Source organism: Streptomyces sp. NPDC026575 (assembly GCF_055567415.1).
Genome location: NZ_JBVHQM010000008.1, coordinates 274,156 through 299,773, shown reverse-complemented (window position 1 = coordinate 299,773; position 25,618 = coordinate 274,156). Strand labels below are relative to the sequence as shown.

The window sequence follows — 25,618 nt, the reverse complement described above, 5'->3', positions numbered from 1 at the left end:
GGGCCCCGGATGGCCAAAGAGTGTCAAGTGGCCGTTTGAGGGAGTCTGATGGCCGCGACGATGAGGTCGGCGAGGGCGTCCGCGTAGTGGTGGACGTCGGCCTCGGGATGGCCATGGAGGTAGGTGAGCATCGTGTCGATGGCTCCCTGGTAGGTGACGGCCATGACCCGGGTGTCGAAGTCGCGGAGTGTGCCCTCTTCCTGACCGCGCCGGAACAGGGCTTCCTGGCCTTGGTAGGTCTGCTCGTAGTCGGTGAGGCCGAGCCGTGGGGTGCCGTCGGCCTTACGCAGGTTAGTGCTGATCTGTCGCATCGCGGTCAGCTCGGCCTGGTGCGTTGTACCCAGACTGGCCGCACGGCGAATCGCGGCGCGGATGACCTCGGGGACCGGATCGGTCAGGACGAGAGAGTCTGCGATGTCCTGTCTCATGGTCGCCAGAGTGGTCCTGGCGGCCGTTTCCATCAGGTGATCCTTGTCCGTGAAGTAGTGCGAGACCAGGCCCTTGGAGACCTCCGCCCGCTCGGCGATCCGGGCCAAAGAGGCACTCTCGTAGCCAAGTTCGTCGACCACCGCGATGGTGGCCTTGATGATCTGTGTCCGACGTACTTCCTCGCTGAGGCGCTGACGGGTGCGTGGGCGAGGCTCTGAGTGGGGCGTGTTCACAGCATCATTCCTAGCGGGTCGGTGCGCTGGTCAGTGGCGTGCCGAACGGCGGACCAGGATGAGCAGTGCCGCCATCCAGAGAGCGATCGCCACCATCTCGACCCGCATCCACTCTGGGAAGACGTCCGGCAGGGCGGCTTCCACCAGGTTCACGACGAGCAGCGCCGCAGCGATGATGCCGAGTGCCCGTACCGCCCTGGTACTGCCCGACCGAGCCGACCGGAGTCGCACCAGAAGGAGGACTGCGAAGAGCATGACGATCAGGGCGTGCCCCCATGCCTCCTCAGTCGCCTGCCCCGGGGCCCTGGACGCCAGGAGCGCCAGCGCCACGACGGTTGCGACCATGGCTGCGACGTAGCCCCACACCAGTGCGCTGACGGCACCGAGTCGATGAGGTGTGTGTGCTTCCATACTATTGACCATGCGGTCAATAGTATTGGCCGCATGGTCAATGTCAACACTGGGTTCTGCTCTTTGGTCATCTGCGGGCCCAGATGAGGATGGCGGCGACGTGCAGTGCGGCCTGGTAGGCGATGGCGAGTTTGTCCGTCCGTAGGGCGAGGCCGCGCCACTGCTTGAGTCGGGCGATGCACCGCTCGACGGCATTGCGCTCCTTGTATTTGTCGGGGTCAAAGCCGGGCGGGCGGCCTCCAGCGCGGCCTCGCCCCAGACGGTGGCCGATCTGATCGGCGGGCTGCGGGATGACAGCCCGGATCCCTCGGCGGCGGAGGTGTGCACGGATCGCCCGGGACGAGTAGGCGCGATCCGCCAGGACGGTCACCGGGCGGGTTCTTGGCCTCCCGGGTCCGCTGCGTGGGATCCGGATCCTAGCCATGACCGCCTCGAAGGCGGGCGCGTCGCCAGCCTGACCGGCGGTGACGTGGATACCCAGAGGGCGAGCCTGGCTGTCACTGGCCAAGTGGACCTTTGTGCTCAGGCCGCCGCGGGAACGTCCGAGCGCGTGATCCTCGGGCTCGGAATGGTCTGGTGCCCCCTTTTCCTGGCTCCGGCCGAATGTTGGTGAGCCCGGCAGACGGTGGAGTCCACCGAGACTGTCCAGTCCACGTCGCCACCGTCATCCGCCGCAGTGAGGGCCGCCGCGAGGATGCGTTCCCATGTTCCGTCCACGGCCCACCTGATCAGGCGCTTGTGAGCGGTCTGCCAAGACCCTAGCTCGCTGGGCAGGTCTCGCCAGGGTGAACAGGTGCGGTACTTCCACGCAATGGCCTCCAGGGTCCGGCGGTGGTCGGCCCACCGTCGTCCACGGACCGGATCGGCCGGCATCAACGGCTCGATCCGGCCCCACATCGCATCAGTGATCACTAACCGGACAGACACGTCCGATCAACTGACCAGCCCATCCAAGAGACACGCCCTAGCAGGTGTCCGGCGGACCATGTGGCCGTCGCGCTGCCGCCGCGTTGTTGCCGACATGTGGCGGGGTGAGCAGACGAAGGTCGAGGGGGTCGGTAGGTCCTGTTGGTGGACGCCACGAGGGCCCAGGTCCGGCGATGCCTCGGCACCACCACCCCACCGAGCGACTCGGACGGTTCCGGGGCGCCGCGCTCCGGATATGGCTCCGAGCACGGCCCACCAGACGGTGGCCTATGGTTCCCGCATGCAGCTGGACGAGGGACGAAGGGCCGCCGAGGCCGGGGACTGGGTAGGCGCGGGACACGCCTTCGTCCGGGCCGCCATGGAGGGCAGCACGGAGGGTGCTGAACTGGCGGCCGGGGTGACCGTCGAGCTCGTACCGCTGGCGGATGCCGGGTCGGCCGAGGCCGCCGCGCTGCTTGCCGGGATCTACCTGGAGTACTTCGACGAGTCGGCCCTGCCCATGGCCGTGCGCTATGCCCGCGCGGCGGCCAAGGCCGGGCTCCCGGCCGGACAGCGCACCTACGGGCACCTGCTGGCGACGGGTCTCGGCGTCGAGGAGGACCAGGGGCGGGCCGCGGAGTTGTTCCGGGCGGCCGCCGAGGGCGGGGACGCCTACGGCGCCTTCAACCTCGCCCAACTCGTCGACGACCCCGACGAGTCCCTGCGACTGCTGGAGACCGCCGCACGCGAGGGGATCGCGGCCGCCGGCGCGGTGCTCGCCGACCGACTGTCGGCGCTGGACCGGGACGAGGAGGCGCTGGGCTGGTACGTCTGGGCGGCCGAGCGTGGGCATACGGGGGCGATGAACGCCGCGGCCTGCTGGTATCGCGACGGCTTCGGTACCACGCCAGACCCGGTGCAGGCAGTGCGCTGGTTCTTCGTGATGCTCGCGCACGGCGACGAGAGCGGCATCCACGAGGCGATCCAGCTGGCGAAGGCCGGGACCCTGGACAAGGAGCAGATCCGCGAAGCCGGGCGACTCGCCCACGCCCCCGGGGCGGCGCAGGCCCTCATCGGTACGGCCCCGGGCGGCGGCCACTCTTAAGACAATGCCCGACCGGGAACCGCTCGGCCGGACACGCCTAGGGGGCATCCTTCCGATCTTCCAGGCCCACGAAGACCGGAAGGCGCTCCCTAGATCGGAAGGCGCTCCCTGGGAAGGCCCGGAAGCCGTCAGCGGCGGGCGGCGGGACGCTGGGGCGGGGCGATGCGTACCCGCCTTTCGTCGGGTGCGTTCTCGATGTCGTCGAGCTGCGCGATGATCGTGCCCCGCAGCTCGTCGTAGTCCTCGAAGTGGAAGTCGTGGAACAGGGTGTAGCCCGTCCACATCAGGTTGGCGCAGACCTGCGCCGGCACCCAGCCGGTGTGGGCGCCCATGCCGACCAGCGCCACCGACTCGATGCTTCCGGGTGCCTCCTTGTTCTGCCGGTGGATGGCCTGGAACGCGGCGGCGCACGCGAGGGCCACATTCAGGGTCTCGCTCACGTTCTGGCAGGAGGCTTCCATCGTCGGCGTCGATATCAGGAACTTCGGATTGACCGCCCCGGACCGCACGCATACCGCACTGCCCACCGGAAGCCTTCCCGCGAACTCGTCGCGGATCGCCCGCTGCACGCGCAGTTGGATACCCGCTCCGATATGCCGCTTGATGACCGCGTCGACCCCACCGTCCATCCGGCCCCGGGAGTTGGTCGGGCTGACCCAGGCATCGACCTTCTCATCGAGGATCGAGCCCGTCCGGATCTCGATCTCGGGGGTATCGGCGAACGCCGCCCGCCATGCCTCCACCACCTTCGTGTTGATGTCGGCCAACACCACCCTGAGCGGCGCCTGAGCACGGCCAACGGTCATAATCCACTCCCCTTGAGAGACAGCCCTTCCACCGCTCACGACGCTACCCTGACCCACTGACAACACCGCTGCCAGCAGCCGTCCGTGACCTCTCGTCACGATTGCCAGCCCACCGACCCGGTGCTAGCCTGCCGCCAGATTTCCGCCGGTCAGGCCCTGGATTCCCACACCTTCGACGAACGTCGACGCCTGCCCAAATGACCGGCATTTGAGGTTTCCCGGCATCGCCTTCATCACATCCACCACCTGCCGGTGCGGCAATCGACCCCCATCACTTCACCGACCCGCCGCCAGTTCATCCCTTCGGTCGCTTCTTTACCTCACCTCCTTCCATCGTCTCTTTAATTCAGCTCGCCCGTCATTCCCTCAAGTACGTTTTGATATTGCGGAGTTCCGTCACCATGAGCGATGCCCACACCCCTGTCACGCCCGACCCGAATGACCCGCTGGCCCTCGCCGAACTGTTCAAGGGCGGCGGTGAACCGTGGCTTCCCCTGCTGAAGCCTGTCATCGAGGCGCAGCCGGACGCGGCCGCGTTCATGGGCCCGGGGCGCGGACCGGAGGTCGTCCCCGTCCGTGAACTGACCTTCCAGGCTCTCAAGCCCCATCCACCACACAAATGGAAGGTCGTCGTCTTCGGCCAGAACCCTTATCCGCGGCCGGAGAGCGCCACGGGTATCGCCATGTTCGACAACACCTTCCACGACTGGAAGGACAGCCAGTTCGGCAGGGTCGTCAGCATCCGCTGCATCATCAAGGCCGCGGCGATGTGGAAGTACGGCATACCCAAGAAGACCCCCATTGCCGATGTTCGCGCACTGTTGAAGGAGCAGGACGCCGTCCAGCCACCGGAGTGGTTCCAGGCGATGCTCACACAGGGTGTACTGCTGCTGAACGCCGCACTCACCGCCAGCAGTGACGGGACGACGGGACCCGACCGGCACACCGCATTCTGGCGGCCGGTCGCCGAGCGGATCGTCGAGGAGATCCTCAAGGCAAAACAGGACGCCGACGAGGAGGACCGCGGTGTCGTCTTCGCCTGGTGGGGAGCCCACGCACGCAATCTCAAAAAGGTCGTCCTCCGACTCCAGGAGAAGTACCCCGAGGTCGAGGTCCGCCACATCGACCACCCCAATCCCGCGGCCCAGGGCGATATCTTCTGCGAAGGCGACCACTTCGGCACGGTGAACGCGGCCCTCGCGTCGCTGGGCGCCGATGAGATCGACTGGCTGCCGAGCACAGGATGGAACGCGCTCGCGGCCGAGACCGACGGGACGACCGGCGCCCTCGCCGCACGCATGGGCGCCTTCATCGCGTCCACCATGGAGCTTCATCAGCTCTACCTCGAACGACTCGCCGGTGTAAAGGACGAGGGGCTCGTCCTCCCGGCGATCACCGGCGTCTTCGACACCCCGCTCATGGACTTCCGTGACGCCGTCAGCCCGGTCGCCGAGCTGCTGTCCGGGCTCGACCGGCACGTCGAGCTGTCGCATGAATTCGGCAAGAGGCGGGCGGACGAGGTGACCGGCGGCTTGCCCGCCGACGCGATCGCCGCCCTTTACCTCTATACCTGCGAGTCCGCCTTCTACCGGGAGATCAACGCCATCCTGCGCTCTCCGGACCGGACCAGAATCGTTCCCTACCTCCCCTATCTCCGACTGCTGTTCTCGGCGATGTCGCAACTTCCCCACCGCACCCAGTCGTTGTGGCGCGGAGTATCGCTGGATCTGCGTGCGCAGTACCCGCTCGGACGGACCGTGACCTGGTGGGGCGTGTCCTCCTGCACGTCCAAGCTCAGCGTGGCCAGGGCGTTCCTCGGCAGTCGCGGCAAGCGGACGCTCTTCGAGGTGCGCCCCGTCCGCGCCGTGGGAATCCACAGCTTCTCCGCGTTCACCGACGAGGAGGAGTTCATCCTCTCGCCCGGCACACAGCTCAAGGTGACGGACGTAAAGACCGAACGCGGCGGCCTGTGCACCGTAAAGCTGACCGAGCTGGAAGAGCAGACCCTGGTGTCCTGAGCAGCCCCTCGCCTCCAGGGCAGGGCCGGCCTCGCTGAACTCATACTCACCCCGCTCCCGCCACTGCCGTTCGGTGGGACGGGGTGTCGGCTCGCCCCTTCTCGTACACCGTCAGGCCCCGTGCGAGATGGAGTGGTACCAGAAGCAGTTCCACGACGAGGGCCTTCCAGGCGTAGACGAGGTTGACGGCCTTGGTGGCGTAGACGCAGGGGAGGTTCAACAGGACGCCGATCAGGGGGAGTTTGCGGCGGTGGGCGGCGTAGATCAGGGGTGGGGTGGTGAGGAGGAGTTCGGCACCTGCCCACCAGGTGACGGTCAGCGGGAGCGGCTGACCGGTGGTGGCGGCTGCCAGGAACGGCGTTGCCCACCACAAGGGGGCGGTGACGATCTCGAAGAGCGCGAGGAGCACCCAGAGCGCCAGGAGGGGTTTGTGCAGGATCAGGCGGCCCAGATGGAGTCGGACGTTCTGGCAGAAGCCGGCCATCCAGCGCCAGACCTGTTTGCGGAGGTAGGTGAGGTCCTCCGGGTCGGCGGCGAGGGCGACGGCATCGGGGACGTAGACCGCGCGTCTGCCGGCCAGTTGCTGGGACCAGGTGTAGTCCATGTCCTCGACGATGGTGCGTTCGGGGAAGCCGCCGAAGGACATCAGGTCGTCGCGGCGGAAGACGGAGCAGCAGCCGGAGCAGACCATGGGGCTGTTGGCGCGGGCTTGGATGGGGCGGTGCCAGTGGAAGCCGAAGAGGTACTCGGTGGAGCGTCCGCGCTCCCAGATCGTGCGGGTGTGGCGGGTGCGGACCATGCCCGCGGCGATGGAGACGGCCGGGTCGTCGAAGACGGGGACGACGGTCTCGATGTAGTCCGGGGCGAGGACGGTGTCCGCGTCGACGGCCAGGACCAGGTCGGTGGTGCAGTGCGGAAGGGCGTAGTTCTGGGCTTTGGCCTTGCTGCCGAGGTTGCGCGGCGGGCGGAGTACCGTCACGCCGTGTGATGAGGCCACCTCGCCCGTGCGGTCCGTGGAGGCATCGTCCACGACCAGGATGCGGTCAGGCCGGCGCGTTTGGCAGGCGAGCGACTCCAGCGTGGCCGGTAACCCCTCCTCCTCGTTGTGAGCTGGGACGATGACGGTGATGGTGTGCATGACGAGCCCCCCCCGTGGTGCGGATCGCGCCGACTGCGGCGGCGATCAGGCCGATCAGGCCGTAGATGATGGTGCTGATGCCGATGAACGGCAGTCCTCCGTGCATGTCACCGACGGTAGCGAAGTCGGGCGGGGAGCGTTTCCGGAGGGCGCCTCCTGTGGATAACTCTGGGGAGCTGCGGCCGCATTGTTCGCCTGACGCGAGCGCGAGGGCAGTCGGCAGGCGGCCAGGGCGCCGAGTGCGGCGATGACCGCCAGGACCATGAGCGTGCGACCCGTCGCGGCGGTGAGGCCGGTCAGCATGGTCGCGGGCTTCTCACCCCCTGGCCTTGTGTTACCCTTCGCCTTTTGGGCGGCTGTGGCGGCTGGTAATTCCGCCAGTCCGGATCCCATTCTTCGTCGGCTTCTCCTGTCCTGCCGGGCCTTCCTCGGTACGTTCCGCATGCGGAAGGCTCTTCATGAACCACCCGGACCACCTCGGCACCTCACACAGCGACCTCGCCCAGCCGGCGAGCCGCACCCCGACGGTGCCTCCGGTCGCCTCCTTCGCGGACCTGGAACTGCCGGCCGAAGTGCTGCGAACCCTCACCGAGCTCGGCGTGCGCAAGCCCTTCCCGATCCAGGCAGCCACGCTGCCCAGCGCCCTCGCGGGACGCGACGTCCTGGGACGCGGGCGCACCGGATCGGGCAAGACGCTCGCCTTCGGCCTGCCGCTGCTCGCACGGACGGCCGGGCGGCGCGCGGAGCCGAAGCAGCCTCTCGCCCTGATCCTGGTGCCTACCCGGGAGCTGGCCCAGCAGGTAACCGAGGCCCTCGCGCCGTATGCCGAGGCGCTCCGGCTGAGGATGGCCACGGTCGTCGGCGGTATGTCGATCAGCCGACAGGCCGCTGCGCTGCGCGACGGGTCCGAGGTCGTTGTCGCCACGCCTGGCCGCCTGCACGACCTCATCGAGCGCAGGGCCTGCCACCTGGGACGGGTAAGGATCACCGTCCTCGACGAGGCTGACCAGATGTGTGACATGGGCTTCCTGCCGCAAGTCACCGAGGTGCTCGACCAGGTGCACCGCGACGGCCAGCGGATGCTGTTCTCGGCCACCCTGGACCGCGACGTCGACCACCTGGTCCGCCGCTACCTCCACGACCCGGTAGTCCACTCGGTCGACCCGTCCGCGGGCGCGGTCACAACGATGGACCACCATGTGCTGGTCGTCCATGGCCCCGACCGGTATGCCGTCGCCACGGAGATCGCCGCCCGCGACGGCCGCGTACTGCTGTTCCTGGACACCAAGCACGCGGTCGACCAGCTCACCCGGCACCTGCGGGCCAGCGGCGTCCACGCCGCGGCCCTGCACAGTGGCAAGTCCCAGCCGCAGCGCACCCGGACCCTCGCGCAGTTCAAGAACGGCCAGATCACCGTCCTGGTGGCGACCAATGTCGCGGCCCGTGGCCTGCACGTCGACGACCTCGATCTCGTGGTCAACGTCGACCCGCCCACCGACCCCAAGGACTACCTGCACCGCGCGGGCCGCACCGCCCGGGCCGGTGAGTCCGGCAGCGTCGTCACCCTGGCCCTCTCGGGCCAGCGCAGCCAGCTGAGCCGTCTGATGGCCGAGGCCGGCATCGAGCCGACGACCACCAAGGTGCGCTCGGGCGAGGCTGAGCTGAGCCGGATCACCGGGGCCAAGCCCCCCTCCGGCATCCCGCTCGACGGCGGGCCCGCCGCGCCCCGGCCCAAGAACGCCAACGCCCCCTTCCGCGGCCTGGGCACCAGCAAGGACACCTCCCGCGGCACCAGCGGCACATCTCGCAAGGCCAGGGAGGCCCGTAAGCTCGCCGAGGCCCGCAAGGCTGCCCGGGTGCGCCGAGGCGCCTGAGAGCTGTCCGCTGCAAGACGGCGGGTAGGCCATCGCGAGTGAAGATCCCGGGTCCTGGCCCCGTCAAGGCGGCCAGGACCTCGGTCGTTTGCGTAGTTCGGAGGATGGGCCGTGCACGCGTAGGCCAGCGGGCTCCTGCGCGGCTGGGGCAAGGAACTCCACCCCGCCGAGCAGGGCGCGGGAGGGGTCCCCACCGCGAACTCCGTCTCGGCTCTTCATCCGTTCCTTGGAAGCCGAGCGGCATCGCAAGGCGGAGGGGCGTCCGGATACTGGGCGTATCCGGACGTCCCGACAACGGTGGGGTCCCCCCCCCGCGCCGTTCAGGCGTGCGGGAGAGGTGCCGTAGCTGTCGTCGTGCGCGTCGCCAGGGATGACGGGACAGCCCTTAGCGCGACGCGCCGTTCCACGAGCATCCCGACCACCGGCGAGTCGTGCCTGGAGTTGGGTCTCCATAGGCGCCAGGCCGGCGTCAGGAATACCGGCGTTCGGGGCCTCAGCATGCGCCACCAGGGCCGCCGCCACGGCCCCCACACCACCGGCTCAAGAGGGACGCCATCGCTGTCGGTCCGGATGCCCAGCGAGTCGATGGGCTGGCCCGTGCGCTCAGACAGGTGACGCTGCACCTCCTGCAACTCGAAGTTGGCGTGCAGCTGCACTCGGGTGGTTGTCCGGCGGGGCGCAGCGCGCTGCCATGCTGCTGCGGCATCCGCGTAGCGCTCGGGCGTCATGTCGGCTGTGTCGTCGAGACGGGTGGCGACCCGGTCCGCGACCGCTTCCCAAGCTGCCCGGTTGAGCCTGGCCACGTCGAGCCACCGCGCCGAAGCGATGTCCAGCTCGACGAGCGATCCGACAAAGTAGGCGATAAACGTCAGCGCGGCCAGGAGGGCGGCAGGGGGAAGGATTCCATTGAGGTCGTACAGGTCGGCGATGGCCCCGTGGGCCGTGGCCCGTTGAGGCAGTACCTCGTGGAACCACAGCCAGCTGCACGTCAGCCACAGGTATCCCACCGTCAGGGGTGTACGCAGGTCCCGCAGACCCGGCAGGAGGCCAGCCAGCATTTCCGCGAAGCTAATGGGGGCACAGTCGCGGCGCAATGCGCCACGGGCACGGCTCGATCACCCGCACTCATATGGCAGACACAAGCGCTCGGCCTTATGTCGGTGTGACTGGGCGGGACGCGTGGTGCGGCGTGTCCGGGACGACCGTCACTGGCCGACGGGCCGTCAGAAGTCGTACGGCTTCTTGGTGCTCCAGTTCAGCACGTCGGCCTCGTTCCAGCTGAACTGCGGCTTCTCGCCGTTGATGTGGACGGAGTAGAAGGGGCCGTGGTGCCCCTCCGCGCCACGCAGTGCGAGGGCGAACGACTGCGCCGTGTGGTTCTTCGAGCCGTAGTCGAAGAGGTTCACTGCGCTGTATGCCTTGCCACCGGGCTGGAGCGTGAGGTGCTTGTCGCCGCCGGGGTTGTCCTTCTTCGAGTGCGGAAGTGCGGCCCCGTCGACGTCGTCGCCGAGCTTCACGGCCGGGTAGGAGGTGACCCAGCATGGCTTAGTCCCCTTGTTCGACGCGGTGACCAGCAGGTGGTCGCCCTGCTGCCCGGCGAACCGGTGCACCGCGGTGAGCAGCATCTGGTCGCCGCGGCACTGCTGGGCGCCGGCCGTTGTGCCCTTGCTCGCGACCTCGTCCGTCCCGCCCGAGGCGGTGGTCGAGCGCGCGCCCTCCTTGGTGTCACTGCCACCGTTGGCCTGCTTCGCACCGCCCTTGCCGTCCCCGTTGGACGTGAACCGGCCCTGTGCGGTGCCGGCGGCGTCGTCGCCGCCCGCCGGCTTCGAGCCACCGTCGGCGCCGCCGCATGCGGTCAGGCCCAGTGCCAGTGCGGCGGTGACGGCGGCCAGGGTGGCGGTACGAATCCGGGAAGTGCGCATGATCGGGTTCCCCCTGTGTTTCGTGCGGGAGTCTTCTTTGGCCGTTCCCGCGGTGTGGACACCACTTTTCCCGGGGCCCCTGACGTTCCGGAAACGCCTCACTCACGTCCCGCGAACAAAGCGCGCGAACGGGTGGAGCCGAGCCGCGAGCGGCTGGCCGACTCGGTCTGGTCCGCAGTCATGCGTCTCGATCGGCTTCCTGAGCTGCACGCTCCAGCCGGGTTCGATAGTTCTCCCACCACGCTGAGTCGCCCGGCGGCAGGCTGTCGTTGCCCTGGTTCATCCCCACGGCCCCGTCTATGAGTTCCCGGAGGATGTCCGCGTGCCCGGCGTGCCGGTGTGTATCGGCGATCACGCGCACCACGGCATGGTGCAACGTCACCTCGTCCCTTCCGTCGGGCCACCACGGCACCTTGCCGATCGTGTCCAGAGTCAGCGCGTCGATCGTCGCGTCCGCGTGCGCCCACGCCCGGCGGTAGAGCTCCACGATGTGATCGCGTGACTCGTCGGCGGTGGCCCACATATCCGCGTTGGGCTCAGCACCGTCTTCGAGCCAGGGCAGGGGCTCTCCGGACGGCCGTCCGAAGGTGTCGCCGAGGTAGCCCAGCTCCACACCGGCCACGTGTTTCACCAAGCCCAAAAGGTTGGTGCCGGTCGGTGTCAGCGGGCGGCGGATGTCGTACTCCGAGAGCCCTTCGAGCTTCCAGAGCAAGGCATCACGGGCGGACTGCAGATAGAAGTGAAGTTCAGTCTGGGGATCCGAAGCGGTCATGGGGCCAGTCTGCCGCTTGAACGATCTTCGCCCACCGCCTTTTCTGCTACTCGCGGCGAACCAGATCATCTGACACAGCGGGCCAATCGGGACGCCGACCGGTGAGCGATTGCCCGATGGCCGAACGGCGTTGCCCGACGCCTGGCTGAGCGGCCGCGAGAGGCGCCGAGTGACGGGGGGGGCTCGTGTCGCCCGCCTGATCACGCGGGGGCGACATGCCCATCAGCCCGGCGCGCCCTCGCGGGCCGCGGCGGTGGATACCGGAGGGTCAGGAGTCCAGCCAGGTGATCCCGTGGCCGCCGTCGTTGGCGATGGTCCGGGTCATGGCGTTGCCGTCCTTGGGGTAGTTCCCATGCTTGGTGAAGTAGCCGAGGACGGAATCGACGGATGTCGCGTCGCACACCCCGTCACCGCGGATGCAGAACCGTTCGACCGGAACGCCCGGGAACTCCTCCGGCCCGGCGCCGGGGGAAGTGAACCCGAGCGCGCTCCAGCCCTTCGGCACGCGGGCCGCGATACCGGTGCCGGGCTGCATCGGGTCGGCGTAGAGCATGCCGTTCACCTGCGAACGCGGGATGGCCGTCGCATTGTTGGCGATCTTCTGGAGCACCACGTCCGCGACCTGTGCGCCTTGGGAGTAGCCGACGATCGTCAGGTGTGCGCTCGGGTCGCGGCGGTGCGTCTCCTCGGCTGCCTCCAGCAGATTCTTGTACCCCTCGTTCACGCTCGCGTCGTAGCTCGGTGCGCTCGGGTCCGGTTGGAACGTCTTGCTGCCCACCCACGGTCCGGCGCTCGCCGGATAGCAGACCGGAACGACCTCGTCGCCCTCGTCCAGGTGCTGGTTCGCGAAACCGTAGGTCGTGGTGCACCCGGGCGCGTCCGCCGCGGCGCCCGTGCCACCCACCTCAAGGTAGTAGTGGTGGACGTCGTCGGCCTGCGCGACGGTGGGTGCCACGACTGCGGTGCCGGCCACCATCGCCCCCGTCATGGCGGCGGTCCCCACCATCCGTGTCAGCCTGCTCGTCTTCGTCATTTCCCGGCAATCCCCCTTGGTTTGAGACGTGCCTGCATCGAACGGCGTCGACGCTAAACAGCGCCGTTGAAATCGCGCTGAAATGGCAGTGACTGCACCGGTGGGGCGCGGCCGGGCGCTCAGTCGTACGCCTTCAGGCACAGCAGCGTCGCGCCCTCGTCGACCTTCGTGGACCAGTACGTGTTGGCGTCGTACTGCCCGTGGCGGCAGACCTCGGTGCCGGTACCCGCCATCGCCCGGTAGACGTCCGTGACGACCAGGATCTCGTTGTACGCGGCGGGAACCCTGCGGTCCGTGCAGTTCGGGGACGACAGCATCGCGATGCTGCTGACGGAGTTGCCGTCGTGCCTGGCGAGCAGACAGTCGCCCTGACGGTACTGGCCGGTGAGGCAGAGCGCCGTCCGCTCGCCGCTGCTGGTGGAGTAGTACGACCAGGTCGCCTTGCCCACCCCGGACGGGCAGTTGTCGGCGGTGCCGGTGACCTTCACGCGCGTCCCGTAGCCGCAGGACGTCGTGTTCGGTTCCTTCTCGCTCCAGTCGTACCTGCTGAGACCGCCGTACCCGGTGTCGACGACGTCCAGGCAGTCCCCGGCCGAGACCGCCTTGAAGGCGTCTTCGGTGGGGTCGGGCTCGGGGGAACTGCTCGCCGGTTCGGTTGCGGGTTCGGTCTCGGGTGCGGTCTCGGTGCCGGCGGAGCCGCCGCTGGAGGAACTGGACGAGCTGTCGGTGTTGCTGTCACCGAGGGTGTCACTGCCACCGAGGCCGCTGGTGCTGCCGCCGCTGCTGGAGAGGGTGAACCGCGGGGTGGGGCTGCTCGTCGGGGTGTCGTCGCTCTTCTTCTCCCAGGGGTGCCAGACCAGGACCCCGATGAAGAGGACGACCAGGAGCAGGCCGCCGCCCCAGCCTTCCGAGGAACTCGACTTCGTGGTGGGATTCTTGGTCGCTCCGGACTTCGGCGAGGCCGTGGGGGTCGATGTCGCGCCGGTGCTCTTGTTCTTGGTGGAGGTCTCGGTCTTCTCGCGCGCCAGGCGCTCGCGTTCCTTTCGCTGCCTCTCTTTTCGCTCGCGTTCCTTCTGTTCCCTTTCCTTCTGTTCCTTTTCCTTCCGCTCCCTCTCCTTCCGCTCCTTGTTCTTCCTCTCGTGTTCCTTGCGCTCCCGTTCCCTGCGTTCTGCCTCTTCCCTCCGCGCTTGTTCCCTGCGCCTTTGCTCCTCCTCTTCCCGGCGCGCCAGCTCCCGCGCCTCCGCCTCCGCCTGCTCCTCGGCCTGCGCCCGCACCAAGGCGTCCCGCTGCTTGCGCAGCGCCTCCAGTTGCTCGCGCATCTCGCTGATCGCCTCGTCCGAACCCCCCGGCGTGCCGTCGGGCTTGAGCTCCGTCGGTGCTTCGGACGCGTCGAAGTCCACGGTCCCCTTGCGAAGTTGCCGCCCCTGCTCGGCGTACTCCTCGATCAGCGCGGCCCACGCCGCCGGCAGCCACCGCTCGGCACCCCCGACGGCCGCCTCCTGGTCGAGGTCGGCCAGGAGGTCCCGCAGCAGGTCGGACGGCGCGGGACGCCTCCCGGGGTCGACCTCCAGCAACGGCAGGATCAGTGGTTCCAGTTCCGGCGGCAGACCGCTCGTGTCGAGCTCGCCGCGCTGGACGAGGGCGAGGACCCCGATGGAGCGGTCGGTCTGCTCGTACGGCGGGCGGCCGACCGCGAGGAAGAAGAGCGTGGCTCCCAGGGAGTACATGTCGGACGCGGCGGTGGACCTCTTGCCGCACGCCTGCTCCGGCGACGTGAAGGCGAAGGTGCCTATGGTCGTCGTCGAGCTGGTGTGGTCGTGGGCGTGCGAGATGCCGAAGTCGATGAGGCGGGGGCCGTCGTGGGGCAGCAGGATGTTCAGGGGCTTGACGTCCCGGTGGACGACCGCCAGGCCGTGCAGCTCGGCCAGCGCCCGCGCGGCCCCCACCGCGACCCGGCGCACCGCCTCGACGGGCAACGTCCCGGCATTGACGACGAGTTCGGCCAGGTTGGGAGCCGGTATGAACTCGATGGCGAGCCATGGACGCTCCGCCTTCGCGTCGGCGTCGAGCACCGTGGCGGTGTACGCACTGTCGACCCGCCCCGCCAGCTCCACCTCGCGGGCGAACCGCTCCCGGTCCGGCCTGCTCACGATCCCCTCGGCGAGGAGCGTCTTGACCGCGACGAGCCCGTGGTCCACCACGGTTCCAGTGGGCCCGGCAGCGCTGGCGGGTGTGCCCGGCGCCTCCTGCCGGGCAAGGTAGATGCGGCCCATACCGCCGGTGGCGATCCTCCGGAGCAGCCGGTAGGGCCCGAGCCGCCGTGGGTCGTTGGATTCGAGTGAGTAGAGCTTCATTCCGGCCATGCGGCGTCACTCCCCATGCGCATCCCCCGTCTGTGCTGTTGTCCGCATGCGCCACGTGCGATCGGCGCGGCCGTGCCATTCTGCGGGTAAACGTGGCACAGCAAAGGGAGTTGAGGAAGTCCGCGCGGCTGGTTGCTGCTGCACGCGGGCCAGAACATCGATCGGCCCCCTGCGTCTGCCGCTGATCGGCCGCGCGATCCGCGCCCGCGCTTGACCTCGTCAGCGGTCGGTCGTGCACGAGGCCGCGGGGCAGCGGGACGCGGTCAGCCGCGTCATCGCACGCGATAAACGTGGCGACGTCGGCGATCATCCCCGGGATACTGGTCGGCCATGGATGAGGTCACAGTCGTCGTCGCCCATTCCGAGCGCGCGACTCTGCGCGTCGGCGATGTGTTTCTCAAGGTGGACGCCGACCAAGCGCGCATCGACATCGAAGTCGAGGCGATGTCCCTCGCGCCGGTCCCGACCCCGGAGGTCCTGTGGCGCAAGCCGCCCGTGCTCGCGATCGCCGCACTCCCAGGGACGACGCTTGGACGCCTCGGCGGGCCGTCGACCGGGTCGCCGACGGCGTGGGCCGCGGCGGGCGCCGCCATCCGGAAACTGCACGAAGCGCCCCTTCCGCCCCTACCGGGCCGGGCCGGCCGGAGCATCATCGCGCTGGCGGCGGAACTCGACGACGAGTGCGAGTTGCTCGTGACGAACGGTGTCCTGCCCGCTGACCTGGTCACCCGCAACCGCCAGGCCGCCGAGGCCGCGCTCCGGCCCTGGACTCCGGCGTTCACACACGGCGACCTGCAGATCGCGCACGTCTTCGTCGACGGCGACGAGGTCACCGGCATCATCGACTGGTCCGAAGCGGGCCAGGGTGATGCCCTGTACGACCTCGCCACCTTCACGCTCGGACACGAGGAGCACCTCGCCGACGTCATCGCCGGCTACGGCACCGACATCGACCTCGACGTGATCCACGCATGGTGGTCGTTGCGAAGCCTGCTGGCGGTTCGCTGGCTGGTCGAGCACGGCTTCGACCCCTTCGCGCCGGGCTGTGAGGTCGACGTGCTGAAATCCCGGATGTGAGGCTGCGCGGGCCCGGCTGCTAGGTATGCGTTCTGACGCATCGAGCAGGCCATCCCCCGGGCGACTGCGCGTTCCCGACCTGGGGCCCAGCGCTGACGCCGACAGCAGCGGCGACAATGAGCAGGAGACAGCTTCGACGGCTTGGGGGAACGGAATGCTGACGGGGATCGTGATCGACGCGCTGGATGTCGCACGCATGGACCGCTTCTGGTCGGACGCGACGCGGGGCCGGACGGGCGGCCTGCAACTGCGGTTCGTGCCGACCGAGAATCCGAAGACGGCGCACAAGAACCGACTCCACCTCGACCTGGCCGGGGGGCCGGGCTGGGAGGCCGAGGTGGCGCGCCTGCTCACACTCGGTGCGACGCGAGTCGACATCGGCCAAGGGGACGTCCCATGGGACGTACTGGCCGATCCGGAGGGCAACGAGTTCTGCGTGCTGCGTCCCGGGCACCCCGGCGTGCTCGCCGACTCCGGCCTCGTCGCGATCTGCCTCGACGTCGAGGAGGAGGATCGCTACGCGCAGTGGGCCTTCTGGCGGTCCCAGGCCGACTGGCACGAGGTCGAGTCCCACGACTGGGGCGTCCGGCTGCGCCGGAGGCCCGCCAGCACGGTCTCGCTGGTGATGGGGCCGCCCGCGGCGCCCAAGGAGGCGCGGAACAGGCTACGGCTGGAGGTCACCCAACGCGACGGGGAACCCGGCGAGTTCCTCGACGCCAGCGGGAACGAGTTCCACGTCACGGGGTGACCCTTCACCTTCCATGGAAGCCGAAGAGGTTACGTTTCGTTTCCGGAAGGGATAGTTATGGCACTTTCGAAAAGAATCATCCGCCGCATCGAACGGGATTTCCCCGAGAGCGAGAGCGCGGTCGTTTCGCAGCTACTTGAGGAAGTCGTCGAATCTGTTGGTCGTGGCAGCTCAATAATTGAGGAGCGGGTCGCTGCTGCAGTTCTTCTCTACAGTCAAGGTGATGCCGATAGATTCGCGCAAGCTGCAGACTACGCACAACGAGACTGGCGGGATCTTTTGATTGGCGTCGGTTTGGCCGACGAAGGCTGGGAGAGGCGCTGGCTGCGGTAGCGCGCAGTCACCGACGGCAGCGAAGTCGGGCGGGAGCGTTTTCGGAGGTCGCCTCCTGTGGGTAACTCTCGGCAGCTGCGGCCGAGTTGCTCGTCTGACGCGAGTACGAGTGCGAGGGCGAGGGCAGTCGGCGGGCGGCCAGGGTGCCGAGTGCGGCGATGGCCGCCAGGACCATGAGCGTGCGGCCCGTCGGGGCGGTGAGGCCGGTCAGCATGGTCGCGGTGGCGACGCCGAGCGTGGGGCCGATGTTCATCGCCGTCTGCTGGAGCCCACCGGCCACACCGGCGTCGCCCACGGACGCATGGCGCACGATGACGGCGGTCGCGGTGACCATCACGGTGCCGAAGCCGGCGCCGAGCAGGAGACAGCCCGCCCCGATCGTCAACGCCGTTGAAGAGCGGTTGAGTTGGGCGAGGAGGAGGATGCCGGCGGTCATCAGGGCCATGGCGACGGCGGAGGTGCGGCGGGGGCCGTAACGGCGCTGCAGTACGGCTGCGGCGGGTGCGCTGAGCACCATCATCACGGCCAGCGGGAGTACGCGCAGGCCGCATTGGAGCGGGTCCAGCCGGAGGACGTCCTGCAGGAAATAGGTGGCGACGAAGAGGGTGCCGAACAGGGCGGCCGAGGCGGACAGGAGGATCGCGAGCGCGGCGGCAATGGTGCGTGATCCCAGCACACTTGGCGGGATCAGCGGGCTCATCGTACGTCGCTCGTGGCGGATGAACGCGGCACCGGCGGCCACCGCCGCGACCGGACCCAGTACGACGGCCGTCGTCCACCCCTCCTCCGGCAGGGCGACGAGGGTGTGGACCAGGCACACCAGGGTGAGCGCGAGGAGGCCGGCGCCGGGCAGGTCGAGACGGGAGGCGGCAGCACGCCCCGGCGTCTGCGCGGTCACGTCGGGCAGGCGTACGGCGAGCGCCAGCGCCCCGGCCGCCACCGCCGGTGCCACATTGAGGAAGAAGACCGCCCGCCAGCCCAGGTGGGCGACGAGCGCGCCGCCGATCACCGGGCCGGCGGCGGCCGCCAGTCCGATGGCGCTGGTGCGCAGCGCGAGGGGCATGCCGAGCCGGTCGGGCGGGTACGCGGCGCGCAGCATCCCCAGCGTGGCCGGTTGCAGCAGTGCGCCGAAGACGCCCTGGGCGACGCGGAGGCCGATCACCCAGCCGACGCCGGGCGCCAGGGCGATCCCCGCCGAAGCGACACCGAAGCCCAGGATCCCGGTGGCGAAGACCTTCTGATGGCCGTACCGGTCGCCGAGGCGGCCCGCGAAGACGAGCAGGCCGGCCACGGCGATGAGGTAACCGGTGCTGGTCCACTGGACCTGCACGAACGAGGCGTGCAGGTCCCGTTGCAGGGTGGGCTGTGCGACGGTCAGCACGGTGCCGTCGAGGGCGACGATCGCGGCTCCCGTGATACTGCCGACGAGGATGAGGCGCTGCTGACGGGTCGAGGTCATCGGCCCTCCGGCCCGAGGTGCGCGTCCAGTGCGGCGCGCAGCAGCGGTTCGACGTCGTCGGCCTGTGTCGCGAGCTGGAGGCTGCCCCATCCCCACAGCTGGGCGATGCCGTGCAGATTCGCCCACAGCGCGCCCGCGACCACCGGTGGCGCCTGGCCGGTGGACGGCCGCACTCGGGCGACGAGGTCCTCCAGCAGGCGGAACAGCGGCAGGCTGGTCTCCCGCAGACCATGTCGACTGCCGCTCTCCAGCAGGTCGTGACGGAACATCAGCTCGTACATTCCGCGGCGGGTCCGTGCGAAGTCGAGGTAGCACCTGCCCAGCGCCGCGAGCTGCGACCGCGGGTCCGCCCCTCCGCTGCCGAGCGCCTCGGTGGCCGAGGCGGCCAGCTCGGCGAAGCCCTGCCGCGCGATCGCGGACAGCAGGGCCAGATGGGTCGGGAAGTACCGGCGCGGGGCCCCGTGCGAGACCCCCGCCCGGCGGGCGATCTCCCGCAGCGACAGAGCCTGTGCGCCCTGGCTGTTCACCAGGTCGACACCGGCCTCGACCAAGCGGGCACGCAGGCCCGCGTCCTGGACAGGTTCACTCATAGACACTGTCTACCAGAGTGCGTAGACAGTGTCTACGCAGGGGGGGTGGGTCCGCGATGAAGCCCGCACCCCGATAGACGGCTAAGCCCCGCACGCCGTCCACGGTGAAGCGGGAGACGGGGCGCGGGGCTCAGGGATCGGGGCTCAGGGCGCGGGGCTCAGGGATCGGGGCTCGGAGCAGACAACGACGCCGGCCGCCGCGCCCCGTGGGGGCGAGCGCGACGGCCGGCGTCAGGGAGCTGAGGCGACTACTCGACGACCTTCAGCAGCTTGTTGGGCGTGCCCTCGCTCGGGTTGGAGATCTTGTCGGGGGTGGCACCGTCCGTCAGCGCCTTCTCGACGTCGGCCGGCTTGGCGTCCTTGTGACCGGCCAGGTAGACCGCGGCGGCACCCACGACGTGCGGGGTCGCCATGGACGTACCGGAGATGGTCTTCGTGGCGTCGTCGCTGTTGTTCCAGTCCGAGGTGATGTCGGAGCCGGGGGCGTAGAGGTCGACCACGCTGCCGAAGTTGGAGAAGTCGGACTGCTCGTCCTTGTTGGTGCTGGAGGCCACCGTGATGGCCTCCTTCACGCGCGCCGGGGAGCCCTGGCCCGCGTCGCTGGACTCGTTGCCCGCCGCGACACCGAAGGTGACACCGGAGTCGATGGCCTTCTTCACGGCCGCGTCGAGGGCCTCGTCCGCGCCGCCACCGAGGGACATGTTGGCGACCGAGGGGCCCTTGTGGTTCTTGGTGACCCAGTCGATGCCCGCGACGACCTGCTCGGTGCTGCCGGAGCCCTGGCCGTCCAGGACCTTGACGGCCACGATCTTGGCCTTCTTGGCGACGCCGTGCGCCTCACCGGCGATGGTGCCCGAGACGTGGGTGCCGTGGCCGTTGTCGTCCTCGGCCTTGTCGCTGTTGTCGATGGCGTTGAAGCCGTACGAGGCGCGACCGCCGAAGTCCTTGTGGCTGATGTGGACACCGGTGTCGATGACGTAGGCGGTGACGCCCTCACCCGCGCTGTCGGGGTAGTTGTACTTCTTGTCGCCCTGGGTGTCCGCCTGGTCGATGCGGTCCAGGCCCCACGACGGCGGGTTGTCCTGGGTGCCGTCGATGTGGAACTTCTTGTTCTGCACGACCTTGTCGACGGCCGGGTCGGCGGCGAGGCGCTTGGCCTCCTCCTCGTTCAGGCCGGTCGTCGAGAAGCCGCCGACGGAGGAGAAGGTCCGCTTGACCTTGCCGCCGTACTTGGAGGCCAGGTCGCCGCTCTGGGCGGTACGGACCGACTTCTTCATCATGACGATGTAGCTGCCGTTCACGGCACCCTTGGCCTCGGCTCCGTAGATCTTGCCTTCGGCCGGGGCCGGGGACGCGCCCGCGGTGACGGCGGTGACCGCGGCGACACCCGTCGCGGCGACCGCGGCGGCTATCGACGTGATGAGGCGCTTCTTGCTGGAACGCTTGTGAGCCATTGCGAGGGTTCTCCTCGTTCGTGGTGTGGGGGGAAGCGTTGCGTCAACAGCCCTTGCACACAGGAAAATCTGCGTCGGGCTGGCTCGAAACCCTGTCTGATTGACGAGTCCAATTCAAGGGGGACCCGGCCGTGTGAGATACGCAACAAGCCTGCAAAATCCACAAAGGGCCCTAGAGTTGGGCAAAAGATGTTGCGGCTTGAATCATTCAGGCTTAACTCCGTTTACTTTCCCGCAACAGAGGGCAGGTTCGGGCCTATTTGATGAATGTTCCGGACTCATTCGGGCAACGCGGACTCGATGAGGTCCGCCGCCCGACGGGTGCCGCCCTCGCTCGCCCCCTGGTGGCGCAACCGCTCGGCTCGCGCGGCGACTTCGGGGTCGTTCACCAGGGACAGCACCGCCTCACGCAGCGCCCGCGCGGTGGCCTCCTCCTTCGGCAGATGCCTGCCGACGCCGAGCGCCTGGAGCATGTCGGCGTTGCCGAACTGGTCGACGGCCTGCGGTACGCACACCATGGGCACTCCGTTCGCCAGACCCTCCTGACTGCCGCCCATCCCGGCGTGGGTGATGAAGGCGTCCGCCTGACGCAGGACGGCGAGCTGCGGCACCCAGTGGTGCACCTCGATGTTGGCCGGGACCTCCCCGAGTTGCGACGGGTCGACGAACTTCCCTATCTGCAGCACCACATACCAGTCGCGCAGCCCGCCGAACGCCTCGATGCACTCCCGGTAGAAGGCCGGTTCGTTGGTGAACGCCGAGCCGAGGGACACCAGCAGCACCTTGGTGTCGGACGGCAGATGCGCCGGCCGCCGCCAGTCACCCTGGTGGGAGCGATCGCCCTGGCAGGAGCCGACGAAGGTGAACACGGAGGCGTCGACCCGGTCGGCGTGCGGCTGCATGGCCTGAGGAATGAGGACCAGGCAGCGGTCGGGGTGCGCGGCGAGGCGGTCGGGGTCGGTACGGGTGGCCATGCCGTGCTCGTCGAGCCAGGCATGGAAGCGCGCGTAGTACGCCCGGCCGCGCTCGGTGGCCCGCAGTTCGGCCCGCGCCCCGGCGACCTCCGCCTCGTACCCCTCCCAGGCGACCATGTTCGGCGAGAGCTGGATGGCGGGGACCTGCCAGCGGTGCGCGAGCAGCGGCGCCGGGTAGGCGGTGATGTCGTAGAGGACGAGGTCCGGCTCATCGCCCTCGTAGGCCGCCAGCAGCTGCGGCAGCGCCTGGATGGCGTCGTCGAGGAACGGCTCGATGTTGTCGATGAGTTCGCTGCCCCAGTCCTCCGGACTGTCGTCGGTGGGCAGGGTGGAGTTCCACAGCCGAGGCTCGGCCCCGGTGCCGGCGATCAGGTCGGCGAAGGAGGGCGGGATGGCGTAGGTGACGCGGTGGCCGCGGGCGACGAGCTCCCGTACGACCTCCAGGCTGGGGTTGACGTGGCCGTGCGCCGCGATGCTGAACATCGCGATATGGGCGGGCTTTTGGGCGCGGGGCATATGAGAACTCCTTGGTGAGGGCGCGCGGAGGCGGTGGGCGGGATGCCGGGACCGGGACGTCACGGCAGACTAGACGAGACGGGTCGTCTCGCGCAATCAAACAGTGATATGCCCCTGCGTACGGCGATGGCCCCCGCAGGCCGTTCGCCCGCTCGCCCGCTCGACGGCGGCTGCTCGCGCCGCCTCCCTCAGCGCTGATACCGCGCCAGCACCACGTTGCCGTCCTCGACCAGTCGCTCCCGCAAGGTGTTCAGGCCGATGGCGCCGCTGTAGTACTCCTGCAGGCCGGGGGTCGCTATCTTGTCCTTCCATTCCGGGTAGCCGCGAACGGACTGCGCGGGGGCGGAGCGCAGCGTTCCGGCGAGTGCGGTACCCGTTGCCCAGTCGTACCTCCGCACCCGCAGCGCCGGGTCCGCCAGTGCCTCCTGACCGGTCGGCAGCAGCCAGTCGCCCAGGGCGAGCCGGACCATGTTCGCCGGCCCGAGGAGGAAGTCGATGAAGGCCATCGCCTCCTCCTTGTACGGGCAGTCCTCGGCGATCGACAGGGTCTGCGGGCTGACGCCCTGGTCGAGCGCGGTGCCCTTGGGAGCGGGCAGCACCGTCCAGTCGAAGCCCCGGGGCGCCTGCTGGACGATCTGCTGGCGGTAGGAGAAGCCGAGCGGCACCATCGCGTAGCGGCCGGCGAAGAGGCCCGGGAGGGTGTCGGAGCCGCCCATGCCCAGGGTCGCGCGGGAGGCGCTGCGGTCGACGTTCAGCTGGTCGTGGAGGGTGCGCGGCACCACCTGGTCGACGGCGTCGAAGCGGACCTCCACCTTGCCGTCGGGGTGGCGGTGGAAGAACCGCCCGCCCGTGGACAGGGCGAGGTTGAGGGTGGCCGAGACGGGCTCCTTCAGCGGCCAGGCGACCCCGTAGCCGGTGCCGCGGGTCAGCCGCTGGGCCGCCTCGGCGAACTCCTGCCAGCTCCAGGGGTGTTCGGGGGTGGGGAGGCGTACGCCGGAGCGCCGCAGCCTGCCGCGGTCGGCGATGAGCACCCGGGGTTCCTGGAGGAACGGGACACCGTAGATACGGCCGTTGAAGGTGCCGGTCTCCCAGCTCCGGCGCGGGATGTCCTGCTTCAGGCGCGACGGCAGGAGGTCGGTGAGGTCGGCGAGATCACCGCCGTAGGCGAAGTCCGCGAGGTCGTCGGAGGCGTCGTGGATGATGTCCGGGGCCTCGCCGCCCTCGAAGGAGGTCAGCAGCTGGTCGTGGACGGTGGACCAGGCGCCCTGCACGTACTGCACCTGGACCTTGGGGTGACGTCTGTTCCACTCCGCGACCAGTTGCCTGTTGACCTTGAGGGAGTCCTGCTGCCAGGCGAGCGACTGGAAGCGCAGCGTGATGCGGCCGCCGGCCCCGCGGCGGCGCCGGTCGTCCGCGCAGCCCGGCAGCAGGGTCGCGGCGGGCAGTACGGCGGCGGCCGCGAGCAGCCGGCGACGGGCGAAGGGGGCGGCCGTCGTCGTCTCGTCGCCGGCGCGCATCAGTGCTTCACCGCCCCGGCGAGCATCCCGCCCGTGATCCGCCGTTGGATCACGGCGAACAGCAGCAGGCTGGGGAGGGTGGCCAGCAACGCCGCGGCGGCGAGCGGGCCGAGGTCGGCGACGCCCTCCGTCCCGAGGAAGTGGGTGAGCACGACCGGCAGGGTCTGCTTCCCGGGCGACTTGAGCAGGACCAGGGCGAAGAAGAACTCGTTCCAGGCGGTGATGAAGGCGAACAGCCCGGTGGCCACGATGCCCGGCGCGAGCAGCGGCACGGTCACCGAGACCAGCGTACGGAACCGGCCCGCGCCGTCCACGGCGGCGGCCTCCTCCAACTCGGGCGGCACCGCCCGGACGTAGCCGGTCAGCATCCACAGGGCGAACGGCAGCGACCAGACCACGTAGACCATGATCAGGCCGATCCGGGAGTCCACCAGATGCAGGCCCTTCAGGACCAGGAACAGCGGAATGATCACCAGCACCAGCGGGAACGCCTGGCTGATCACCACCCAGCCCGTGGCGGCCCGGGAGAGCCGGTTGCGGTAGCGCGCCAGGGCGTACGCCATCGGGGTCGCCAACACGATCGCGATCAGCGCGGAGACCGCGGCGGCCAGCAGGCTGTTGCCCGCGGCGGCCGGTAGCGGCTGCTGTTCGACGGCCTGCCGGAAGTTCTCCAGGGTCGGCGCCTTCGGTATCCAGGTGGGGTGCATGCCGCCCAGCTCGCGCGGTGGCTTGAAGGCGGTGGAGAGCAGCCACAGGAAGGGGAAGGCGAGGAAGAGGAGGTAGGCCAGGAGCGCGGTGTACTGGCCGGTGCGGATGGCGGTGCGCCGCGCGGCGCCGGGGCCTGCCGTCCGACGCGGGGCGCCGCGCTCCGTCCGGCTCGTCGCCGCCGTGGCGCTTCGCCGCGGTGCCTCGCTCGTCCGCCGCGCACCGTTCACCGGTCGTCCTCCCCCTTCAGCCGGCCGACCAGATAGCAGGCCAGCAGCACCGAGATCACCGCGACCATCGCCAGGCCCATCGTGGCGGCGTACCCGAACTGCCCGTAACGGAATGCCTCTTCGTAAGCGAAGAGCATCGGCAGCCGGGTGCGGCCGCCGGGTCCGCCGTCGGTCAGCACATAGACCAGGGCGAAGGAGTTGAAGTTCCAGATGAAGTTGAGGGCGGTGACGGCGAGCGCGACGGGCCTGATGACCGGCCAGGTCACCGTACGGAAGCGGCGCCAGGCTCCCGCACCGTCCATGGCGGCGGCCTCGTGCAGTTCGTGCGGCACGTTCTGCAGACCGGCCAGGAGGGTGACGGTGGTCTGCGGCATCCCGGCCCAGACGCCGACGAGGACGACCGCGGGAAGGGCGGTGGCCGGCCCGCTCAGCCAGTCGCGGCCGTCGGCTGCCGAAAGGCCGAGGCCCCGCAGCGTCTCGTTCAGGACACCGGCGTCCGGGTGGTAGACCAGTCGCCACATGATGCCGACGACGACCTCGGGCATCGCCCACGGAATGATCGCCAGCGCCCGGGCCAGCCAGCGCAGCCGCAGGTTCAGATGGAGCAGCAGGGCGAGGCCGAGGGCCAGGAAGAACTGCGGGACCGTGACGCCGAAGGCCCATAACAGGCCGATGCGGAACGAATCCCAGAACAGGGAGTCCTGGAAGAGGTCGGAGAAATTCAGCAGTCCCACGAACCGCGTGTCCTGGACCCGGCCCGACTGGGCGTCGGTGAAGGCCAGCCCGATGCCGTACAGCAGCGGACCCACACTCAGCACCAGGATCGGGATCAGCGCGGGCAGCACGAGGAACCACGCGCCGTGGTCGCGCCGTGCGCTCCCGGCGCGGCCGGTATCCGCCGCGGTGGACCGCCGGGGCGCGGTCGCGAGGGTCACCGCGGGGGCTCCCCGCCGTGCCTGCCCGCCTTCGGCGCTTCTGCCATCGCGCTCCCCCGTCCCCCGTTGC

23 protein-coding genes are annotated in these 25,618 nt (G+C 69.3%); 6 read left to right on the top strand and 17 right to left on the bottom strand.

The features are described from left to right. Positions 1-23: 23 nt before the first annotated feature. The 3 genes from ACZ4NB_RS14075 to ACZ4NB_RS14065 all read right to left on the bottom strand — a co-directional run bounded on the left by ACZ4NB_RS14075 (position 24) and on the right by ACZ4NB_RS14065 (position 1,970). Entirely contained in the window at positions 24-662 is a 639-nt protein-coding gene (locus ACZ4NB_RS14075; RefSeq protein WP_467661205.1) for a TetR family transcriptional regulator, read from the bottom strand. A 30-nt stretch (positions 663-692) separates the two neighbouring features. Beyond that, on the bottom strand, positions 693-1,073 hold the full coding sequence (locus tag ACZ4NB_RS14070; protein ID WP_467661203.1) for a hypothetical protein: 381 nt from the start codon (positions 1,071-1,073) through the stop codon (positions 693-695). 67 nt (positions 1,074-1,140) lie between these two features. Continuing rightward, positions 1,141-1,970 (bottom strand): IS5 family transposase gene (locus ACZ4NB_RS14065; protein ID WP_467661276.1). Its coding sequence is split into 2 segments (ribosomal slippage): positions 1,141-1,661 and positions 1,661-1,970, totalling 831 coding nucleotides; the frame shifts between segments, so codons are not numbered across the junction. Between the two features lie 310 nt (positions 1,971-2,280). Here ACZ4NB_RS14065 and ACZ4NB_RS14060 point away from each other — a divergent pair. Further along, positions 2,281-3,084 carry a tetratricopeptide repeat protein gene (locus ACZ4NB_RS14060; protein WP_467661202.1) on the top strand — a complete coding sequence of 268 codons (804 nt, stop codon included), beginning with the start codon at positions 2,281-2,283 and terminating at the stop codon, positions 3,082-3,084. 128 nt (positions 3,085-3,212) lie between these two features. Here the strand turns inward: ACZ4NB_RS14060 and ACZ4NB_RS14055 are convergent, their stop codons facing one another. Further along, on the bottom strand, positions 3,213-3,890 hold the full coding sequence (locus tag ACZ4NB_RS14055) for a macro domain-containing protein (protein ID WP_467661201.1): 678 nt from the start codon (positions 3,888-3,890) through the stop codon (positions 3,213-3,215). Positions 3,891-4,291: 401 nt separating this feature from the next. Between ACZ4NB_RS14055 and ACZ4NB_RS14050 the strand changes: the two genes are divergently transcribed. After that, positions 4,292-5,908, top strand: a complete 1,617-nt coding sequence (locus ACZ4NB_RS14050) for an ADP-ribosyltransferase domain-containing protein (RefSeq protein WP_467661199.1) — start codon at positions 4,292-4,294, stop codon at positions 5,906-5,908. A gap of 46 nt (positions 5,909-5,954) precedes the next feature. On the opposite strand, the gene ACZ4NB_RS14045 is transcribed toward ACZ4NB_RS14050, so the two are convergent. After that, positions 5,955-7,046 (bottom strand): glycosyltransferase family 2 protein, encoded by a 1,092-nt coding sequence (locus ACZ4NB_RS14045; RefSeq protein WP_467661198.1) that lies wholly within the window; start codon positions 7,044-7,046, stop codon positions 5,955-5,957. A 458-nt stretch (positions 7,047-7,504) separates the two neighbouring features. Between ACZ4NB_RS14045 and ACZ4NB_RS14040 the strand changes: the two genes are divergently transcribed. Continuing rightward, the gene (locus ACZ4NB_RS14040) at positions 7,505-8,920 is read left to right on the top strand and encodes a DEAD/DEAH box helicase (protein ID WP_467661196.1); all 1,416 of its coding nucleotides are present in this window, start codon (positions 7,505-7,507) and stop codon (positions 8,918-8,920) included. Between the two features lie 320 nt (positions 8,921-9,240). Here the strand turns inward: ACZ4NB_RS14040 and ACZ4NB_RS14035 are convergent, their stop codons facing one another. The 5 genes from ACZ4NB_RS14035 to ACZ4NB_RS14015 form a co-directional block, all read right to left on the bottom strand. Beyond that, positions 9,241-9,978, bottom strand: coding sequence for a hypothetical protein (locus ACZ4NB_RS14035; protein WP_467661195.1), 738 nt, complete (start codon positions 9,976-9,978; stop codon positions 9,241-9,243). Positions 9,979-10,143: 165 nt separating this feature from the next. Next, entirely contained in the window at positions 10,144-10,842 is a 699-nt protein-coding gene (locus ACZ4NB_RS14030; RefSeq protein WP_467661194.1) for a DUF4232 domain-containing protein, read from the bottom strand. A gap of 178 nt (positions 10,843-11,020) precedes the next feature. Then, a complete protein-coding gene (locus ACZ4NB_RS14025; protein ID WP_467661192.1) occupies positions 11,021-11,614 on the bottom strand; it encodes a DinB family protein in 594 nt (197 codons plus the stop codon). A gap of 268 nt (positions 11,615-11,882) precedes the next feature. Next, positions 11,883-12,647 carry a PE-PPE domain-containing protein gene (locus tag ACZ4NB_RS14020; protein WP_467661191.1) on the bottom strand — a complete coding sequence of 255 codons (765 nt, stop codon included), beginning with the start codon at positions 12,645-12,647 and terminating at the stop codon, positions 11,883-11,885. A 119-nt stretch (positions 12,648-12,766) separates the two neighbouring features. Next, the gene (locus ACZ4NB_RS14015) at positions 12,767-15,010 is read right to left on the bottom strand and encodes a serine/threonine-protein kinase (protein WP_467661190.1); all 2,244 of its coding nucleotides are present in this window, start codon (positions 15,008-15,010) and stop codon (positions 12,767-12,769) included. A gap of 330 nt (positions 15,011-15,340) precedes the next feature. Between ACZ4NB_RS14015 and ACZ4NB_RS14010 the strand changes: the two genes are divergently transcribed. From ACZ4NB_RS14010 to ACZ4NB_RS14000, 3 genes are all read left to right on the top strand, one after another. Then, positions 15,341-16,087: a phosphotransferase family protein gene (locus tag ACZ4NB_RS14010; RefSeq protein WP_467661188.1), complete on the top strand. Its 747-nt coding sequence runs from the start codon at positions 15,341-15,343 to the stop codon at positions 16,085-16,087. 154 nt (positions 16,088-16,241) lie between these two features. Then, the gene (locus tag ACZ4NB_RS14005; RefSeq protein WP_467661186.1) at positions 16,242-16,835 is read left to right on the top strand and encodes a VOC family protein; all 594 of its coding nucleotides are present in this window, start codon (positions 16,242-16,244) and stop codon (positions 16,833-16,835) included. A 57-nt stretch (positions 16,836-16,892) separates the two neighbouring features. Beyond that, on the top strand, positions 16,893-17,168 hold the full coding sequence (locus ACZ4NB_RS14000; RefSeq protein ID WP_467661184.1) for a hypothetical protein: 276 nt from the start codon (positions 16,893-16,895) through the stop codon (positions 17,166-17,168). Positions 17,169-17,175: 7 nt separating this feature from the next. Here ACZ4NB_RS14000 and ACZ4NB_RS13995 read toward each other — a convergent pair whose 3' ends face one another. From ACZ4NB_RS13995 to ACZ4NB_RS13965, 7 genes are all read right to left on the bottom strand, one after another. Continuing rightward, positions 17,176-18,627, bottom strand: coding sequence for an MFS transporter (locus tag ACZ4NB_RS13995; protein ID WP_467661182.1), 1,452 nt, complete (start codon positions 18,625-18,627; stop codon positions 17,176-17,178). Continuing rightward, a complete protein-coding gene (locus ACZ4NB_RS13990; RefSeq protein ID WP_467661181.1) occupies positions 18,624-19,217 on the bottom strand; it encodes a TetR/AcrR family transcriptional regulator in 594 nt (197 codons plus the stop codon). The genes ACZ4NB_RS13995 and ACZ4NB_RS13990 overlap by 4 nt, the downstream gene beginning before the upstream one ends. A 248-nt stretch (positions 19,218-19,465) precedes the next feature. Then, positions 19,466-20,671 carry a S8 family peptidase gene (locus ACZ4NB_RS13985; RefSeq protein ID WP_467661179.1) on the bottom strand — a complete coding sequence of 402 codons (1,206 nt, stop codon included), beginning with the start codon at positions 20,669-20,671 and terminating at the stop codon, positions 19,466-19,468. Between the two features lie 278 nt (positions 20,672-20,949). Beyond that, positions 20,950-22,161, bottom strand: coding sequence for a macrolide-inactivating glycosyltransferase (gene mgt, locus ACZ4NB_RS13980; RefSeq protein WP_467661177.1), 1,212 nt, complete (start codon positions 22,159-22,161; stop codon positions 20,950-20,952). A gap of 188 nt (positions 22,162-22,349) precedes the next feature. Then, positions 22,350-23,678, bottom strand: coding sequence for an ABC transporter substrate-binding protein (locus ACZ4NB_RS13975; RefSeq protein ID WP_467661176.1), 1,329 nt, complete (start codon positions 23,676-23,678; stop codon positions 22,350-22,352). Beyond that, positions 23,678-24,493 carry a carbohydrate ABC transporter permease gene (locus ACZ4NB_RS13970; RefSeq protein WP_467661274.1) on the bottom strand — a complete coding sequence of 272 codons (816 nt, stop codon included), beginning with the start codon at positions 24,491-24,493 and terminating at the stop codon, positions 23,678-23,680. The genes ACZ4NB_RS13975 and ACZ4NB_RS13970 overlap by 1 nt, the downstream gene beginning before the upstream one ends. A 116-nt stretch (positions 24,494-24,609) precedes the next feature. Then, positions 24,610-25,548 (bottom strand): carbohydrate ABC transporter permease, encoded by a 939-nt coding sequence (locus ACZ4NB_RS13965; protein WP_467661174.1) that lies wholly within the window; start codon positions 25,546-25,548, stop codon positions 24,610-24,612. Between the last annotated feature and the right edge of the window lie 70 nt (positions 25,549-25,618).

Coding starts and splice junctions, on each gene's coding strand:
- ACZ4NB_RS14050 (WP_467661199.1), top strand. CDS start 4,292: ATGAGCGATGCCCACACCCCTGTCACGCCCGACCCGAATGACCCGCTG.
- ACZ4NB_RS14025 (WP_467661192.1), bottom strand. CDS start 11,614: ATGACCGCTTCGGATCCCCAGACTGAACTTCACTTCTATCTGCAGTCC.
- ACZ4NB_RS14030 (WP_467661194.1), bottom strand. CDS start 10,842: ATGCGCACTTCCCGGATTCGTACCGCCACCCTGGCCGCCGTCACCGCC.
- ACZ4NB_RS14060 (WP_467661202.1), top strand. CDS start 2,281: ATGCAGCTGGACGAGGGACGAAGGGCCGCCGAGGCCGGGGACTGGGTA.
- ACZ4NB_RS13995 (WP_467661182.1), bottom strand. CDS start 18,627: ATGACCTCGACCCGTCAGCAGCGCCTCATCCTCGTCGGCAGTATCACG.
- ACZ4NB_RS14035 (WP_467661195.1), bottom strand. CDS start 9,978: ATGCTGGCTGGCCTCCTGCCGGGTCTGCGGGACCTGCGTACACCCCTG.
- ACZ4NB_RS14010 (WP_467661188.1), top strand. CDS start 15,341: ATGGATGAGGTCACAGTCGTCGTCGCCCATTCCGAGCGCGCGACTCTG.
- ACZ4NB_RS14015 (WP_467661190.1), bottom strand. CDS start 15,010: ATGGCCGGAATGAAGCTCTACTCACTCGAATCCAACGACCCACGGCGG.
- ACZ4NB_RS14020 (WP_467661191.1), bottom strand. CDS start 12,647: ATGACGAAGACGAGCAGGCTGACACGGATGGTGGGGACCGCCGCCATG.
- ACZ4NB_RS13985 (WP_467661179.1), bottom strand. CDS start 20,671: ATGGCTCACAAGCGTTCCAGCAAGAAGCGCCTCATCACGTCGATAGCC.
- ACZ4NB_RS14040 (WP_467661196.1), top strand. CDS start 7,505: ATGAACCACCCGGACCACCTCGGCACCTCACACAGCGACCTCGCCCAG.
- ACZ4NB_RS13975 (WP_467661176.1), bottom strand. CDS start 23,678: ATGCGCGCCGGCGACGAGACGACGACGGCCGCCCCCTTCGCCCGTCGC.
- ACZ4NB_RS14070 (WP_467661203.1), bottom strand. CDS start 1,073: ATGGAAGCACACACACCTCATCGACTCGGTGCCGTCAGCGCACTGGTG.
- ACZ4NB_RS14045 (WP_467661198.1), bottom strand. CDS start 7,046: ATGCACACCATCACCGTCATCGTCCCAGCTCACAACGAGGAGGAGGGG.
- ACZ4NB_RS13990 (WP_467661181.1), bottom strand. CDS start 19,217: ATGAGTGAACCTGTCCAGGACGCGGGCCTGCGTGCCCGCTTGGTCGAG.
- ACZ4NB_RS14000 (WP_467661184.1), top strand. CDS start 16,893: ATGGCACTTTCGAAAAGAATCATCCGCCGCATCGAACGGGATTTCCCC.
- ACZ4NB_RS14005 (WP_467661186.1), top strand. CDS start 16,242: ATGCTGACGGGGATCGTGATCGACGCGCTGGATGTCGCACGCATGGAC.
- ACZ4NB_RS14055 (WP_467661201.1), bottom strand. CDS start 3,890: ATGACCGTTGGCCGTGCTCAGGCGCCGCTCAGGGTGGTGTTGGCCGAC.
- mgt (WP_467661177.1), bottom strand. CDS start 22,161: ATGCCCCGCGCCCAAAAGCCCGCCCATATCGCGATGTTCAGCATCGCG.